The organism is Haloferax gibbonsii (assembly GCF_001190965.1).
In the GTDB taxonomy this organism is placed as follows: Archaea; Halobacteriota; Halobacteria; order Halobacteriales; family Haloferacaceae; genus Haloferax; species Haloferax gibbonsii.
Map to the genome: position 1 here is coordinate 42643 of NZ_CP011948.1, position 15234 is coordinate 57876.

Sequence of the window (15234 nt, forward strand, 5' to 3'; positions counted from 1 at the left end):
AAAATTGTTGGCGAATAATCATTATCGAGACGTAAACGGTCGAATACCAGCCGCTCAGGGCGTATCAGGCTCCGCGAAAACGCCGCGTCGGTCGAACGACCGGTTGCGGTGAGGTCGGTGGTGAGGTCGAATCGATCGTGAGGTCGCAGTCGAGCGCGTCAGCGAATTCAGTCGTCCGCGTCGCGGAGGTCGCCGACCGACGACACCGATACCCACTCGCCGCGACTGTCCGAGCGCTCGGCGGCGAAGATGATGTCCACTCCCTTTCTCGCCTCGTCCGGCGGCACCATCGGCGGTCGGCCCGCGGAGACGGCCTCGACGAAGTCGCGTATCTGGGCGACGTGCGGGCCGTCGGGGCGCGGGTCGGGGAGGTCGACGGGCTGTTTCTCCCCGTTCACCTCGAACAGTTCGACGCCCGTCTCGGTGACGCGAAGCGTTCCCTCCGTCCCGTTGAATTCGAGGCTGATGGGCTGTTGGGGCCGCGTCGCCGTCGTCGCCGACACCTGCCCGAGCGCGCCGTCTTCGAACCGCAGCGAGAGCGCGGCCGTGTCGGGAGCTTCGATGTCGTGATACAGCGCGTCGCCGGTGCCGGCAACCCGTGACACGTCGCCGGCGACCCACTGGAGCAGGTCGATACCGTGGAGCGCCTGCGTGAACAGGACGCCGCCGTCGAGGTCCGCGCTGCCGTGCCACGACGAGTCGTCGTAGTACGACCGGTCGCGGTGCCACTTCACCCGCACGTCGGCGAACACGAGCCGTCCGAGCCGACCGTCGCCGACCACCTCGCGGGCGAACTGCATCGTGGGGAACAGCCGTCGCTGAAGGATGCAAGCGAGGGTGACGCCGGCGTCGCGGCAGGCGGCGACCATGTCGTCGACGCGGCCGGGCGTGATTTCCAGCGGTTTCTCGCAGAGTACGTCGATGCCCGCCGCCGCGGCGTCGACGACGATGTCTCGGTGGGCCCCGTTGGGCGTGCAGACGCAGACGGCGTCGAGCGCGGCGTCGGCGAACAGGTCCGCGTGGCTGGTGTACGACGGACAGCCGTGCGTCTCGCCGAACGAACGAGCGGTCTCCGGGGTGTGGTCCGCACAGCCCACGAGTTCGGCACCGTCGGTGTCTGCGAGCGCTTCGGCGTGGGACCGCCCCATGCTCGCACAGCCGACGATGCCGACCCGAACCGGCGTCTCGGTCATCGGCGCTCACCGTCGGGCGAAAGCGTGACTGTGACTGTAGGCGTCATCGACTGGAACGTCAGCGGGCGGCGTGATAAGCGTTTACGAGCGGGGGTCGCGGCCGGGCGGTCGTACGGCGTGGCGCGGCTCACTCGGGTGAGAAGCTCTCCGTGAGCGTCCGCCCGACCAGCCCGGCGGCGACGAACGCGAGGACGCTGGTGCAGACGAACGCCGTGGCGTAGTCGAACCGGGTGGCGAGCACGCCGACGAGGAGCGGTCCGAGGACGCCGCCGAGGCCGCGGGCGGTCGACCGGAGCCCCATCAGTTCCGACTCGCGGTCGACGGGGGCCACGTCGGCGACGAAGGCGATGGTTCCCACGGTGAGCATCGAGAACGTGACCGCGTGGACGACGAAGGCGGTGCTGCTGATACCGATGCGGGCGAGTTGCCCGTCGGGGAGGAGCGCGAGAACGACGACGAGCGCCTGCACGCCGCTGCCGGCGAGTCCGCCCACGATGAGCTTCTTCCGGCCGATGCTGTCGCTCAGGCGGCCGAAGCCGTACATCGAGACGACTCGGACCGCGGGACTGACCGCGAGCACGGCGCCCATGACGACGTTCGAGAGCCCCACGTCGGCGACGAGGAACACCGGGACGACCGAGATGAAGCCCTTCTCGGTCATGTTCCGGAGGACGATACCGACGTACAGCCAGCCGAGTCCGGTCCGCTCGAACAGTTCCCGCCGCGCGCCGCCGGGGAGGAGTCGCCCGCGGACTTCCCCCAGGAGTCGACCCGTGGTCAGCGTCTCTTCGGACGGCGGCGTCGGGTCGGCGATGCGGAGCGTGAGGAGCGTCGCCACGAGGCCGAGGCCGACGACGACGAGATAGAGGTCGGTCGGCACGAGCAGGCCGACGAGGTAGCCGACGAACAGCCGACCGCTGATGGCTCCGGTAGAGCGGGCGCTGCTGTAGAAACCGATGGACCGCCCGCGCTCCGACTCGCCGCCCGACTCGCTCACGATGGTGAGAATCACCGACTGGAAGCCGGCGGTGAACACCGCGAAGAGGCCCCGACAGACGATTTGGAGCGGGACCGACGCTGTCACGGTCAGCGGGACGATGGCGAGCGTCGAGAGGAACGCGGTCCCGATGAGTATCGCCCGCCGCCGCCCCGTGATGTCGGCGATTGCGCCCCAGACCGGGGCGAACACGAACAGTCCGAAGGAGAACGCCGCGTACGCGAGGCTCACCGCGAACGGCGACCCCTGTTCTCCGATGTAGAGCGCCATCGCCGTGCCGAAGAGCGACCCACACGCGACGCGAGAGATGCCGATGAGTGCGAGTGCGCTCCGCTGTCCACGACCCGCTGGTCGAGCCTGCTGATTGACTACCACTACGACCGGGTGTGACACTACCACCCAATAAAGATTGGCGAGCCGGAAGGCGATGCGACGAGGGCGGCGGTGTGGGACTCGATACGACCGTCAGGTCGACGGGCCGGCACGGGCGATTGCGAACTCCGTGAGCCCGTGTCGCTCGGCGCACGTCCGGTCGCCGTCGGCGACGCCGAGAAGGAGCGATTCGAGGTCGTCCGCGTCGGCGTCGCGGGCGTCGAGGTCGATATCGTCGGGGACGGCCGCGAGCGTGTCCGCGTCGCCCGAGAGTTTCACCACCGGAACGACGGGATGGCCGGCGGGCGTTCCCTGTCCGGTGACGTGAAGAACGAGGTGCGCGCCCGCGGCGGCGAGACCGGTCGCGGCCTCCTCGACCCGAGAGGGCGCGTCGAGCAGCGTCACCGCGCCGGCGGCGGCATCGGCGGCGTCAGCTTCATCGACTCGTTGGCCGTACGCCGCGACACCCGCGACCGGCGCGTCGCCGATGAATCCCGTCGCGGCCGCAAAGCCTCGGGCCGCCGCCTCCGTTCCGATGCGCGTCGCCCTCGCGGGGCGGCCCGCCGCGTCGAGCAGTCGGTCGGCGGCCGCGTCGCCGACGAGCGACCGGGTCTCCTCGGGGTGCGCGGCGAACCGCTCGTTGCCGGCGACGACGACCCGTCCGCCGGCTGACGCGACCCGCTCGACCAACTCGGCGACGAGCGGGTAGGCGTGCCGTCTGGTCGAGTCCGCGAGGTCGTCGACGACGACGCCGACCGTGAGGTCACCGAGGGTCGCCGGCGGTTCGTCGGCTGTCGCGGTCGCCCCGTCCGTCCCCTGAGCGGCGGCCGACTCCCGGAGGTCGGCGACGGCGTCCGTGCCGCGGTCGACGCAGGCGTCGGTCCCGCCGGCGTCCTGTATCGTGAGTTCGCGGACCGGAAGCCCGCGTTCTTCGACCGCCGCGGCGACGACGTCGCTCCGGACCGTCTCGCAGCCGAGACCGACGACGACCGTACCCGCGACGTTCGGGTTCCCGGCGAGACCGACGAGCGTCCGCTCGGTCTGTTCGGCGTCCGCGCCCAGTTGCCCACAGCCGTGGTCGTGGGGCGCGGCCACCGCGCCCGGCGAGCGGGCGGCTATCTCCTCGGCGACGACGTGCGAGCAGATGACCGACGGGAGGACGAGCACCCGGTTTCGGATTCCGAGGCGGCCGTCTGGTCGACGGTAGCCCGCGAACGAGTCTGCGGTGACTGGGCGGGGGTCCGGGTGTGGATTCCGGGTCATCGCTCCACCTCCGCCGCCGCCACGTCGCCGCGGCCGCGGGTGCTCTCGCAGTTGTGCGTGTGGACCCGCTCGCCGGCCGCGACGGCCTCCGTGGTCCGCCCGATGACCTCGCCGTACTTACGGACCGTCTCGCCCGCGGACAGCGGTTCGAGGGCGAACTTGTGGCCGAACGGAACGTCGTCTGCGAGCGTCACGGCGCGGTCTCCGTCACGGACCTCGCGGCCGGCGTCGAGGTCTTCGAGCGCCGTCGCCACGCTGTCGCCGTCGGCCAACACGAGAGCGGCCCCGTCGAGGACGCGGCCCTTCATCTACCCCGCACCTCCGCGAGTTCGCGCGGGTGGACCTCCGTGATGGCGAACTCCTCCATCCGGCGCGTCTCGGCCCCGGTTCGCTTCCCGTCGGCGACGGCGAGCACCTCGTCGAAGACGCGCTCGCCAACCTCGGAGACGGCCGCGTCGCCCTCGACCACCGCTCCGGCGTTCACGTCCATGTTCGACCGCATGCGCTCCCACGTCCGGGGGTTGCCCGTGACCTTCACCACGGGCGCGACGGGGTTGCCGGTGGTGCTCCCGCGCCCGGTGGTGAAGACGATAATCTGCGCCCCGCCGGCGACCTTGCCGACGACGCTCTCCACGTCGTAGCCCGGCGTGTCCATCAGGACGAGGCCGCCGCCGACCGGCAGGCGCTCGGCGTAGTCGACGATGCCGCACACGGGGGTCGTTCCGCCCTTCGAGATGGCTCCGAGGCTCTTTTCCTCGATGGTCGTGAGGCCGCCCTCCTGATTGCCGGGCGAGGGCTGTGCGCCCCGGAGGTCGACGCCCATCAGGTCGGCAGTCGCCTCGCGGCGCTCGACGCGGTCGAGCAGTCGGCGACGGGTCTCCTCGTCGGCGCACCGCTCCGCGAGGACGTGTTCCGCGCCGATGAACTCCGGCGTCTCGCTGAACGAGGCCGTCCCGCCGGCGTCGACGAGACGGTCGCAGGCGTCGCCGACGGCGGGGTTGGCTGCGATGCCCGAGGTGGCGTCGCTCCCGCCGCACTCGACGCCGACGACGAGTTCGCTCGCGTCGGCCGACTCGTGGCGGGCGTCCGCGGCCGCCTCGTTCAGCGAGTCGAGGGCGGTTCGCCCGCGCTGGAGGGCCGCCGCCGTCCCGCCGACCTCGCGGACCGAGAGCGTCTCCACCGGTTTCCCGTCGCGGGCGATTCGGTCGGCGATGTCGTCGGCGTCGATATCCTCGGTCCCGAACTCGACGACGAGCGCCGCGCCGACGTTCGGGTTTCGACCGACGCCGACCAACACCCGCTCGGTCTGCGCTCGCGCCTCGTCCGGTTGATTCGCTCCCATCTGGTGCGGCGTCGCGCGCGCCCACGCCCCCGCCTCGGCCGCGATGCCGCGGGCGACGCAGGACGACGCGACCGAGGTCGGAAGGACGGCGACGTGGTTTCTGACCCCGATGCGGCCGCTCTCCCGGCGGTAGCCGGTGAACTCTCGTCTCATACCACGCGATTCGGTAGCGCCCGACAAAGTGGTTTCGTCGGGCGCGGGCGGAACGCTCTTGCGGGCGGGTCGAGTGAGTGAGTCGTATGCGAACCTACGAGGTCAGCCGCATCGACGCGGACAGGGCGGTCCCGCTGACCGGCGCGGTCGACGGGACGGTGTGGGAGCGGGCGAACGTCGCCCGACTGGACGAGTACGCGTGGGGCGACGAGCCCGGTCCGGAGACGACGGTCAGGGCGCTGTTCGACGCGGAGGCGCTCTACCTGCAGTTCCACGTCGAGGACGACGAGATAACCGCCGACGTGACGGAGCTGAACGGACCGACGTTCGAGGACAGTTCGGTCGAACTGTTCGCCACGCCGGCCCCGCCCGAGGACGGCTCGCCGGGGCGGTACTTCAACTTCGAGGCGAACTGCTGCGGCACGTTCAAACTCGCGTGGCAGGAGCCGAACTGGCGCGAGCGCGACGTCGGCCGCGACCTCGTCTCGCCGACCGACGCGGCGGCCGTCGAGGTGGAAACGTCCGTCCCCGGTCCGACGAAGACCGCGTCCCCGGACGACGACTCGTGGTGGCTCGCGGCGCGGCTCCCGCGGTCGACGCTCCAGTCGCTGACCGACCTCCCGCTCGAACTCGACTCGGGGACGGTCTGGCGCGGGAACTTCTACCGGAGCGGTCTGCCCGACGCGCAGAAGGGGACGTGGAACCGCATCGAGCTGCCGGAGCCGACGTACCACTCGCCGGCGTACTTCGGGCGCATCGAGTTCGAGTGAGCGGTCGCCTCGGGCGGGTGCCCCGGCCGGTCGTGCCGAGCAAGCCGCGGTGGCACCGAAACGACTTTTCGCGCCGGAACTGAACGACAGCCCATGCAGCAGCCGTCCGCGTTAGTCATCGGAGAGACGACCTTCTCGTTCCACGACTTCGAGGAGATGCGACCGCACATCGAGTCCGCCATCGGCGACGCCGCCGAGGTGACCGCGACGACCGACAAAGACGCCCTCGCCGACCTCGCGGGCTACGACCTCGTCGTGGACTACCTGACGGACGCCACCCTGACACCCGAGCAGTTAGACGGTCTCCTCGGGTTCGTCCGCGACGGCGGAGCCTACCTGGGCCTCCACTGCGCCGCCGACCTCATCAACGTCCACGACGGGGACGGCGGCCTCGACAAGCGCGACGAGCCGTTTCCCGACCTCCGCGACCTCCTCGGCGGCCACTTCCTCACCCACCCCGAGCAATCGACGTTCGGCGTCGAAATCGTCTCCGACCACGCCGTGACCGACGGCGTCGGCGACTTCGAGGTGTTCGACGAGCCGTATCAGGTCGACGTTGACGACGACGTGACCGTACTTGCGCGCATGGCCCACCCCGACCTGACCGACTACCCGGTCGCGTGGATCCGCGAGTACGGCGCGGGGCGGGTCTGTTACGCGTCGCTCGGACACACCGCCGAGGCCTTCGAGAACGACGACTACCGGCGGCTGCTCCGCAACGCCGTCGGCTGGCTGGTCCGCGACTGAGCGAGGCGCTCGCGCGTCGCCGTGTGAACGTTTATCCCGGTCGGTTCCGAACGTCGGTACATGAATCTTCGAACCGCCGACCTGACCGTGTTCGTGTTCGTCCTCGGCGTCATGCTCTCGGGAATGTGGCTGGCCCAGCAGCTCGGCATGGAGTGGTCGCCGACGCTGTTCGCCATCGTCGCCGTCGTAGCGGCCGTCTGGACGGCGTACTACCGGTTCGGCGTGGAGCCGCGAATCGAAGCGAGCAGAGGAGACGACGACGACAACCGGCAGGAACCCGGCGTCAGCGACGGCGCACGGGAGTGACCGACTGACCGCATCGGCCGGTGTCGGCGACCGGCGCACCCATTCGCCCGGCCGCGCTACCGCTCGCCGAAGTACGGAATAATCTCGTTTTCGTAGTGCCGCATCGTCTCCTCGTAGTCACCGACGGGGATGAGAACGAGGTTGTCGACGCCCGCGTCGCGGAACGCCTCGATTCGCTCGATGGCGCGCTCGGGGTCGCCGGCGACGCAGATGTCGTCGACGGCCTCGTCCGGGATGCGCTCGGCCGCCGCCGATAACTGACGCTCCTGTTCCTCGTCGAACGCCATCTGCCACATGATGGGCGTCGACTCCGCGATGTCCTCGTAGCCCATGTCGGCGAGGAGCGGCGGCCGGAGCGCGAGGTTCACGCGGTTGCGCTCGATACCGGCCGCGCGGGCCTCGTCGCCGTCCTCGGAGACCGTCGTCGGAACCATGACCGCGCGGTCGATGGCGTCGGGGTCGCGGCCGCGGTCCGCGGCCACGTCGAGGACTTTCCGAAGGTCGGCCGCGTACTCGTCGGGCGAGTAAATCCACGGGAACCAGCCGTCGGCGACCGCGCCCGTCAGGCCGCGCATGCTCTCGCCGTAACCGCCTATCCAGAGCGGCGGACGCGGCTCCTGTGCGGGTTTCAGCCCCATGTGCGCCTCGTCGAGGTCGAAGTAGTCGCCCGCGAACGAGAACGGCTCGTCGACCGTCGAGTTCCACAGGCCGTCGATGACGGCGACGCACTCCCTGAACCGGGTGTACGGGTCGTCCCAGTCGATGTCCGAAATCGGGGCGAAGTTGAACGCCTCGCCGGCCCCGATACCGAGACCGGCGCGGCCGTCCGTCATCCGGTCCAGCGTGGCCGTGACGTGCGCGAGTTCGGTCGGGTGACGGCGCACCGAGTCCGCGACGCCGGGCATGAGGGTCACCTCCTCGGTGCGCTGGGCTATCGCCCCGAGAACGGAGAACGCCTCCCACGGCGGGTCCACCAGATACTCCTCGGAGCCGGTCGGGTGAAACAGGTGGTCCGGGACGGTGACGGTGTCGAACCCGGCCGTCTCGGCTCGGACCGCTCGCTCGATGGTTTCCTCGACGTTTCCGTAGCTGACAACTTGACAGCCGAAGCTCAGACCGCGGCTATTGGCGCTCGACATCGCGTGTACCGACAGTACGGCGGAATAAATAGCTGGCCCCGAAAGCGGGGGAGTGACGCGTTCGCGAGGGTTCGAAACGCCGGCTTACGCCCGCAGGACCGACGCGTCGAGGTCGTAGTCGGCGAAGTACTCGCGCTCCAGTTCGACGAGTTTGGCGAACAGCTCCTGGGCCTCGTCGCGCGAGACGGTGACGAGCGGTTCGTTGAGGAACGCCTGAAACGCGAGGTCGAGGTCGCCCTCGAAGCCCGCGCGCACGAGCGTCTCCTGATTCGTGACGTGGGTTTCGACCATGCTCTCGACCTCGTCGGGCAGGCCGCCCGCACAGAGGGGCGTCACGTCGTCGCCGGAGAGGAGCGCGTTCGTCTCCACGACCGCGCCCTCGGGGATGCCGTCGACCTGCCCCTCGTTGGGGTAGTTGAGGTGCGTGACGAACGTCCCCTCGCCGGAGAGCGCCCGCATGATGTCGACCGCCTCCTCGCCCGACTCGTGGAACTCGAACTCCGCGTCGCCTTCGAGGTAGCGCTCCATCTCGTCTGGCCCCTCGTCGTCGGAGACGCGGGCCGAACTCGGCGTGAGCCGGATCCCGTAGCGCTGGATTTCCTCCGGCTCGTCGATGCTCAGATACCACGGGACGAACTCCACGAGGTGGCGGTCGCCCGCCGCGCCGAGGACGCCGAAGCGGTCGTAGAGGTCGAGCGCGACTTCCTCGTTGTTCACCCAGTAGGACTCGGCGTCGAGGTCGCCCGGCTCGCGGTCGAAAAGCGGTTTCCGACGCTCGAGTTCCTCGTCGAGGTACTGGAACACGTCGCGGTCGCGCCACCGCGCCTCGTCGACCCACGTGAAGTGGTTGACGCCCTTGACGTTGACCCGAACCTCGTCGCGGGCGACGTCCTCGGCCTCGTCGATGTAGCGCTCCGCCATCTCGGCGAACAGCTTCTGGGTCTTGAACACCTCGTGGCAGAGCCCGATGGCCTTGATGTCGGGGAACTCCTCGTAGAGCGTCCGCGTGCAGACCGTCATCGGGTTGGTGTAGTTGATGACCCACGCGTCCGGGCAGCGCTCGCGGACCGTCGCGGCGATTTCGCGGTACTGCGGAATCGCTCGCAGCGCTCGAATCGCCCCGCCGGGGCCGACGGTGTCGGCGACCGTCTGATAGATACCGTACTCCTGGGGCACGTCGATGTCGTGGACGAACGTCTCACCCGGCGGGTCCTGAATCGAGCAGATGACGAAGTCGGCCCCGTCGAGCGCCTTGTCCATGCTCCGGGTCGCCTCGAACGACCAGTCGCCGACCGCTTCCTCGCGGTCCATCACGCGGTTGCCGAGGAGGGCGTTCTTCGACGCCATCTCGTAGTTCACGTCGTACAGCGTGACGCTCCCCGCGAGGTCCGGACACTGCGCGAGGTCGTTGATGAGCGTGTGGGCCCACCCCTGACTCCCGCCGCCGATGTAGCCGATGTCGATGGTTCGGGACGAACCCGACGGTACAGGCTCCGCTTGCTCCGACAGCTGATACATGTGATAACACGTGACGAGTCGCGGTCGCAAATAGCTGTCGTTTCGGGGGGTTCCGGCCGCTCCGTCACTCGGTCAGGATGGTGACCGGCCCGTCGAAGTTGAGGACGACGCGCTGTGCGGTGTCGCCGAACAGCGCCTTCCCGGTCGGCGAGCGCTGTCGACCGGCGACGTAGACGTGGTCACAGCCGCGCTCGTCGGCGACGCGAATCACCTCGTCCGCGAACTCGCCCTCGTCGGCGACGACGGTGACGGCGTCGTATTCCACGGTTCCGTCCACCGACTCGAACGCCTCGTCGGCGGCCTGCGACGCGAATCGCGTGGCGACTTCCCGCGCCGAGTTCGACTCCAGCGGCGTGTTGGCGGCGTCGCTCATCGCCTGCAACGTCTCGGCGTTCTCGACGATTTCGTCCTCGGTGATACGCGTGAGGAGCACGAGCGGCGTGTCCGTGCCGGCCGCGATTTGCCCCGCCTCGGTGAGGAGGCGCTCGTTGGAGTCCGTACTGTCGACTACCACTAGCGATGACTGCATACCGGTGCCACGGTGCTTCAACGCATAAAACTATCCCGCGAGTCGGGACGGAGCGGGGTCGATTCGGCGGTGCGGCGGCGGGGTGACGACCGAGCGACCCGCGCTCAGCGGTCGGCGCGGTACCGTTCGACGGCGTCCTCGTCGATTTCGACGCCCAGGCCGGGGGCCTGCGGCACGTCCACCTCGCCGCCGGTCGGGTCGAACGGGGTCTGCAGAATCTCGTCGCGGAGCGGGTTCTCGCTCCGGTCGAACTCGACCATCATCGGGTCCGGGACGTGCCGCGTGTGCGGGTAGTCCGAGACCGACGCCGCGAACTGGACCGCCGCGGCGAGGCCGACCGCGCTGTTCCAGATGTGCGGCCTGACCGCCACGTTCTCCGTGCTGGCGAGGTCGGCGATTCGGCTCGCCTCCGAGAGCCCGCCGCACCGACCGAGATTGGGCTGGACCACGTCGACCGTCCGGTCGTCCACGAGGCGCTTGAACTCGAAGCGGCCGTAGTGCGCCTCACCGGCCGCGAGGGGCACGTCGGCGCCGCGTTTGACCTCGCGGTAGCCCGAGAGGTTCTCCGGCGGGACCGGCTCTTCCATCCACGTGATGTCGAACTCCTCGATGGCCTTCGCGGTTCGAATCGCCTGTCGCGGCCGGTAGTTCCCGTTGATGTCGACCATCAGCCGCGCGTCGTCGCCGAGGAGTTGGCGAGCGGTCCGAACCCGCTCCACGTCGGAGTCCGTGCCGTTGCCGATTTTTATCTTGGCCGCCGAGAACCCCTCGTCGACGGCGTCTCGAATCGGCTCTGCGATGTCGCGGTCCGCCTCGGTGAAGTACATCGTCGAGGCGTAGGCGGTGAGCGTCTCCCGCGGCGTCCCGCCGAGGAGCCGGTGGACGGGCTTGCCGGTGGCCTTGCCGACGAGGTCCCACAGGGCCACGTCGATGCCGCTGAGTGCGCTCTGGACGAAGACGCTCCCGCCGAAGTGGTACGGGTCTGTGTACGACTCCTCCGCGAGGCGTCGCACGTCGAAGGGGTCCATGCCGACCACGTCGTCGCGGAAGAACTCGTCGACGACGGGCGCGATGACGCTCCCCGGGGCGAACGCCTCGCCCCAGCCGACGTCGCCGGTGTCGGTGTCGACGCGGATGAGCGTCGTCGCCCTGTCGTGGCCGAACCCGCGGGCGTCGCCGAGGCCCTCGCCGTCGGGGAGGCGGTGCGATATCGGGATGACTTCGATGTCGGTTACGTGCATGAAAAATGTACCACGGAGAGACGCATTATAGCTTGTGCAGACGGCGAACGCGGCGAGACAGACGGGACGAAGGCGCCGAGGCGGTTCGAACCGTCGACTCAGTCGTCGTCGTAGTGGAACTCGGTCCACGGCCCGTCACGGAACGGGTAGTCGTCGAGCACGTCGAGGTTCACCTCGATTCCCAGTCCCGGCTCGTCGGACAGCGAGAGGACGCCGTCCTCGACGGCGGGTTGGCCCTCGATGATGTCGAACGCGAGGTCGAAGGGGTACATGCCTGGGTCGGTCTCGGCGTCGAGGAGCGGGTCGTCCTCGAAGACCGGGTATTCGAGGAGCGACACCTCGGGCGCGGCCGCGACGAGGTGCGCGTTGGCGAGCAGGCCGACCCACGTCCCGAAGTTGTGCGGGACGAACTCCACGTCGCGGCCGACGCAGGACTCGACCGCGGGGCGACAGCCGGTGTAGCCGCAGTGGTGGCGAACGTCGCCCTGCAGGAAGTCGACCGCGCCCGTCTCGCCGAGCGCGACGAGGCCCTCTGGCGTCGGTTCGCTCTCGCCGCCGGCCAGCGGCGCGCCCGTCTCCGCGAGTTCGACGTAGCCCGCGTGGTCGTCGGGCGAGACGGGCTCTTCGACCCAGTAGCAGTCCCGCTCGGCGGCGAAGGTGACGAGGTCTTCGACCGTCTCGCGGTCGTAGCCGTCGCGAATCTTCCACCACGTGTGCACGTCGAGCATCACTTCCATGTCGCCCGCGACGTCGGCGAGCAGTTCGACGGTGCGGCGGTCCCCGTCGGGGCCGATGCCCGGTCGGTACTTGTAGCCGAAGAAGCCGAGGTCGCGGATGGTCGCCGCCTGTTCGGCGTACCCCTCGGGTTCCATGTACATCCCGGCGCTCGCGTACAGGGGCATCTCCGTCGTCGGGTCGGTGCCGTACTCGTCGGCGAGCAGTTCGTAGATGGGCGCGCCGACCTCCTTCCCGCGGATGTCGTACAGGGCCACGTCGAGCGCCGAGATGGCCTGATGGCGGAGCCGGTCGGGGAGGTCGGTGTCGCGGAGCATCGCGTGCGCGTCCTCGACTTCCTCGACGGTCTCGCCTTCGAGCGCGTCGGCGACCGCGCCGTTGACGACATCCGCGAAGGTTCCCTGCGATTCGCCCTCGAAGTACTCCCGCATCGCGGAACTGCTCGCGCCGGCGGTGGCGATACCGCGGGTTCCGTCGGCCGACTCGACGACGACGAGCACCACGTCGCGTTTGAGGAGGCGACGGACGCCGCCGTGGAAGGGGCGGTCCTGCGGCGGTTCGATGGGTGACGAGAGAGCGTATCCGCTGATAGTCGCGATTCGCATACCTCTACAGAATCGGCCACCACGATAAAACTCCGCCTCGCGCGGGAGAACAAGCGGGGACAGCCGAGAGAAAACGATGGCGCGCTACTGGAAGACGTCGGACGCGAACGGGTAGAGTTCGTCGAGGGCGACGCGTTCGTTCCGCCGACCCGACTCGTAGGCCGCCATCGTGATGAGCACCGCCTTGAGGCCGTCGCGGGCGGTCGCGGGCGGCGTCTCGCCAGTCTCTATCGCGTCGAGGAACGCGGTGCCCTTGCTCAGCCACCGCTCGTAGCCGTCGTAGGGGTGGTGTTCGGTCCCCTCGTCGTCGATGACGTAGCCGGTCCGGTCGTCCCACTCGTGGCCTTCGAGGTATATCGCCCCCTCGTCGTCCCAGATGTGGACGTGCTCGCGGGTCCGCGCGACGACGCCCGTGTCGGAGACGTTCGCTATCGCTCCCTCCGCGAACTCGATGTTGATAGAGGACTGGCGGTCGAACACCTGCTCGTCGTCGTGGAAGTCGACGTAGGCGTTGACGTGGGTCGGCGTGAGACCGGTCGTCCAGAGGATGGCGTCGATGACGTGCGTGCCGACGTTCAGGAGGTGGCCGCCGCCGCTCAGTTCGGGGTTCATCCGCCAGTCGTCTTCCTTCTCGTAGTAGGACTGCCAGTCGTGGGTCACCTCACCGGTGATAAACCGCGGGACTCGGTCGCCGTCGGCCCACTCGTCGCGGGCGCGCTTGTAGGCCGGGTTGAAGTGTCGCTGGTAGCCGACCATCACGGTTTGGTCGCTCGCCTCGGCGCGGGTCGTGAGTTCGTAGGCCTCCTCAGCGTCGGTCGCGAGCGGCTTCTCGCAGAGGACGTGCAGGCCGCGGTCCAACACGGCCGAGGTCTGCTCGTAGTGCAGGCCGTTGGGCGTCGCGACGGCGACGGCGTCCATCGGGGCCGAATCGAGGAACGCCTCGAACGACCGGTAGCGGTGCGCCTCGGGAACGTCGAAGGAGTCGCCGACCTCGGCGAGGCCGTCCGGGTCCACGTCGGAGATTGCGACGAGTTCCGACCGGGGGAGTTCGACGAACTGTTGACAGAGCCGACGACCGAGGCTTCCGAGGCCGACGACTCCGACGGCGATTGGAGACGAGTCTGTCTGACGCGGCATGGGTTCGACTACAGAGATGGGGCAGATAACTGTTTTGACGGTCCTCGGGCGCTCGTGGTCGCGCTCGACCCCCCTGTCCGAAGATTTTATGCGCGAGTGCACGGTGGTTCGGGTATGCCACTCGCAGAGAGCGGTGTGCGCGAGCACCTGCGCGGCGTCGCCGCCGGGCTCCTCACCCCGTTCGACGACGACCTCGACATCGAACACGACGAACTGGCAGCGAACGCGACGACCCTCTACGACGAGGGAATCCGCACGTTCCTCGCGTCGGCGAACATCAGCGAGTATCACTCGCTGTCCCAGCAGGAACGCGTCGACGTGACGGAGACGGCCGTCGATGCGCTCCCGTCCGACGTGTGCGTCCTCGCCGGCGTCGGCGGGAGCACGGCGGGCGCGCGGGAACTCATCGAAGCCTACGACCGCATCGGCGTCGACGGGATGATGATAATGCCGCCGGACCACACGTACGTCCACGAGCGCGGGCTGCTTCGCTACTACGAAAAGCTCGCCGAAGCCTCGTCGGCCCCGCTGGTGCCGTACGTCAAGGGGTTCGACCCGTCAATCGGCTACCTCCGCGACCTCGCGGGGCTCGACGGCGTGGTCGGCATCAAGTACGCCATCGAAGACGCCGTGAAACTCGGCGCGGCCGCCAGCGCCACCGGCGACGACGTGGTCTGGGTGGACGGCCTCGCCGAACCCTTCGCCGTCTCGTTCTGGAACGAGGGCATCGAGGGATTCTCGGCGGGCGTGAGCAACTTCCGGCCGGAGGTCGGGCTCGAACTTTTCGACGCACTCACCGAAGAGAACTGGGAGCGCGCCCGCGAGCTTCGGAACATCTGTCTGCCCTACCAGAACTTCCGCGACCAGACTGGACAGAACAACACCCTCGATGGCGCTATCAGCGTCCCGGCGGTGAAGAAAGGCCTCGAACTGGCCGGCCTGCACGGCGGGGGAGTCCGCGAGCCGATTCGCCCGCTGTCGGCCGAAGACGAGCGCCAGGCGGAGGAGCTGTACGACCAGCTCGACGACGACATCGAGCGCCTCATCGACTGAACGCGACCCACAGAAGACGCCGAGCGACGACAACCAACGACCGACCGACCGAGGGCCGCGAGAGCGACTGGCATAACCGCGGTAGCGACGAGGTCGAGCCGCGCGGTGTCGGCACGGTGAGTGACGACTGAATC

General features: G+C 69.1%; 15 protein-coding genes. 4 read left to right on the plus strand and 11 right to left on the minus strand.

Annotated features, from left to right (window positions below):
* Positions 1-167: 167 nt before the first annotated feature.
* The 5 genes from ABY42_RS15180 to ABY42_RS15200 all read right to left on the minus strand — a co-directional run bounded on the left by ABY42_RS15180 (position 168) and on the right by ABY42_RS15200 (position 5320).
* Positions 168-1193 carry a Gfo/Idh/MocA family protein gene (locus ABY42_RS15180; RefSeq protein ID WP_004971543.1) on the minus strand — a complete coding sequence of 342 codons (1026 nt, stop codon included), beginning with the start codon at positions 1191-1193 and terminating at the stop codon, positions 168-170.
* A gap of 127 nt (positions 1194-1320) precedes the next feature.
* The gene (locus tag ABY42_RS15185) at positions 1321-2460 is read right to left on the minus strand and encodes an MFS transporter (protein WP_004971541.1); all 1140 of its coding nucleotides are present in this window, start codon (positions 2458-2460) and stop codon (positions 1321-1323) included.
* A 195-nt stretch (positions 2461-2655) separates the two neighbouring features.
* Positions 2656-3825: a UxaA family hydrolase gene (locus ABY42_RS15190; protein WP_050459977.1), complete on the minus strand. Its 1170-nt coding sequence runs from the start codon at positions 3823-3825 to the stop codon at positions 2656-2658.
* Positions 3822-4133, minus strand: a complete 312-nt coding sequence (locus ABY42_RS15195; RefSeq protein ID WP_050459978.1) for a UxaA family hydrolase — start codon at positions 4131-4133, stop codon at positions 3822-3824. Before ABY42_RS15195 ends, ABY42_RS15190 begins: the two co-directional genes overlap by 4 nt.
* Positions 4130-5320: a UxaA family hydrolase gene (locus ABY42_RS15200; RefSeq protein ID WP_050459979.1), complete on the minus strand. Its 1191-nt coding sequence runs from the start codon at positions 5318-5320 to the stop codon at positions 4130-4132. The genes ABY42_RS15195 and ABY42_RS15200 overlap by 4 nt, the downstream gene beginning before the upstream one ends.
* An 86-nt stretch (positions 5321-5406) precedes the next feature.
* On the opposite strand from ABY42_RS15200, the gene ABY42_RS15205 reads away from it, so the two are divergent.
* The 3 genes from ABY42_RS15205 (at position 5407) to ABY42_RS15215 (ending at position 7143) form a co-directional block, all read left to right on the plus strand.
* Entirely contained in the window at positions 5407-6090 is a 684-nt protein-coding gene (locus ABY42_RS15205) for a carbohydrate-binding family 9-like protein (RefSeq protein WP_050459980.1), read from the plus strand.
* Positions 6091-6183: 93 nt separating this feature from the next.
* A complete protein-coding gene (locus tag ABY42_RS15210) occupies positions 6184-6837 on the plus strand; it encodes a ThuA domain-containing protein (RefSeq protein WP_050459981.1) in 654 nt (217 codons plus the stop codon).
* A gap of 60 nt (positions 6838-6897) precedes the next feature.
* Positions 6898-7143, plus strand: coding sequence for a hypothetical protein (locus ABY42_RS15215; RefSeq protein ID WP_004971529.1), 246 nt, complete (start codon positions 6898-6900; stop codon positions 7141-7143).
* A gap of 56 nt (positions 7144-7199) precedes the next feature.
* Here ABY42_RS15215 and ABY42_RS15220 read toward each other — a convergent pair whose 3' ends face one another.
* The 6 genes from ABY42_RS15220 to ABY42_RS15245 form a co-directional block, all read right to left on the minus strand.
* Positions 7200-8282 (minus strand): LLM class flavin-dependent oxidoreductase, encoded by a 1083-nt coding sequence (locus tag ABY42_RS15220; RefSeq protein ID WP_050459982.1) that lies wholly within the window; start codon positions 8280-8282, stop codon positions 7200-7202.
* A gap of 84 nt (positions 8283-8366) precedes the next feature.
* Entirely contained in the window at positions 8367-9800 is a 1434-nt protein-coding gene (locus ABY42_RS15225) for a family 4 glycosyl hydrolase (RefSeq protein ID WP_050459983.1), read from the minus strand.
* Positions 9801-9864: 64 nt separating this feature from the next.
* The gene (locus tag ABY42_RS15230; RefSeq protein WP_004971521.1) at positions 9865-10314 is read right to left on the minus strand and encodes a universal stress protein; all 450 of its coding nucleotides are present in this window, start codon (positions 10312-10314) and stop codon (positions 9865-9867) included.
* 119 nt (positions 10315-10433) lie between these two features.
* A complete protein-coding gene (locus ABY42_RS15235) occupies positions 10434-11570 on the minus strand; it encodes a mandelate racemase/muconate lactonizing enzyme family protein (RefSeq protein WP_050459984.1) in 1137 nt (378 codons plus the stop codon).
* Between the two features lie 98 nt (positions 11571-11668).
* Entirely contained in the window at positions 11669-12910 is a 1242-nt protein-coding gene (locus tag ABY42_RS15240) for a mandelate racemase/muconate lactonizing enzyme family protein (protein ID WP_050459986.1), read from the minus strand.
* 84 nt (positions 12911-12994) lie between these two features.
* Positions 12995-14047, minus strand: coding sequence for a Gfo/Idh/MocA family protein (locus tag ABY42_RS15245; protein WP_004971515.1), 1053 nt, complete (start codon positions 14045-14047; stop codon positions 12995-12997).
* A gap of 114 nt (positions 14048-14161) precedes the next feature.
* On the opposite strand from ABY42_RS15245, the gene ABY42_RS15250 reads away from it, so the two are divergent.
* Positions 14162-15100 carry a dihydrodipicolinate synthase family protein gene (locus tag ABY42_RS15250; RefSeq protein WP_050459987.1) on the plus strand — a complete coding sequence of 313 codons (939 nt, stop codon included), beginning with the start codon at positions 14162-14164 and terminating at the stop codon, positions 15098-15100.
* The last annotated feature ends 134 nt before the right edge of the window (positions 15101-15234 follow it).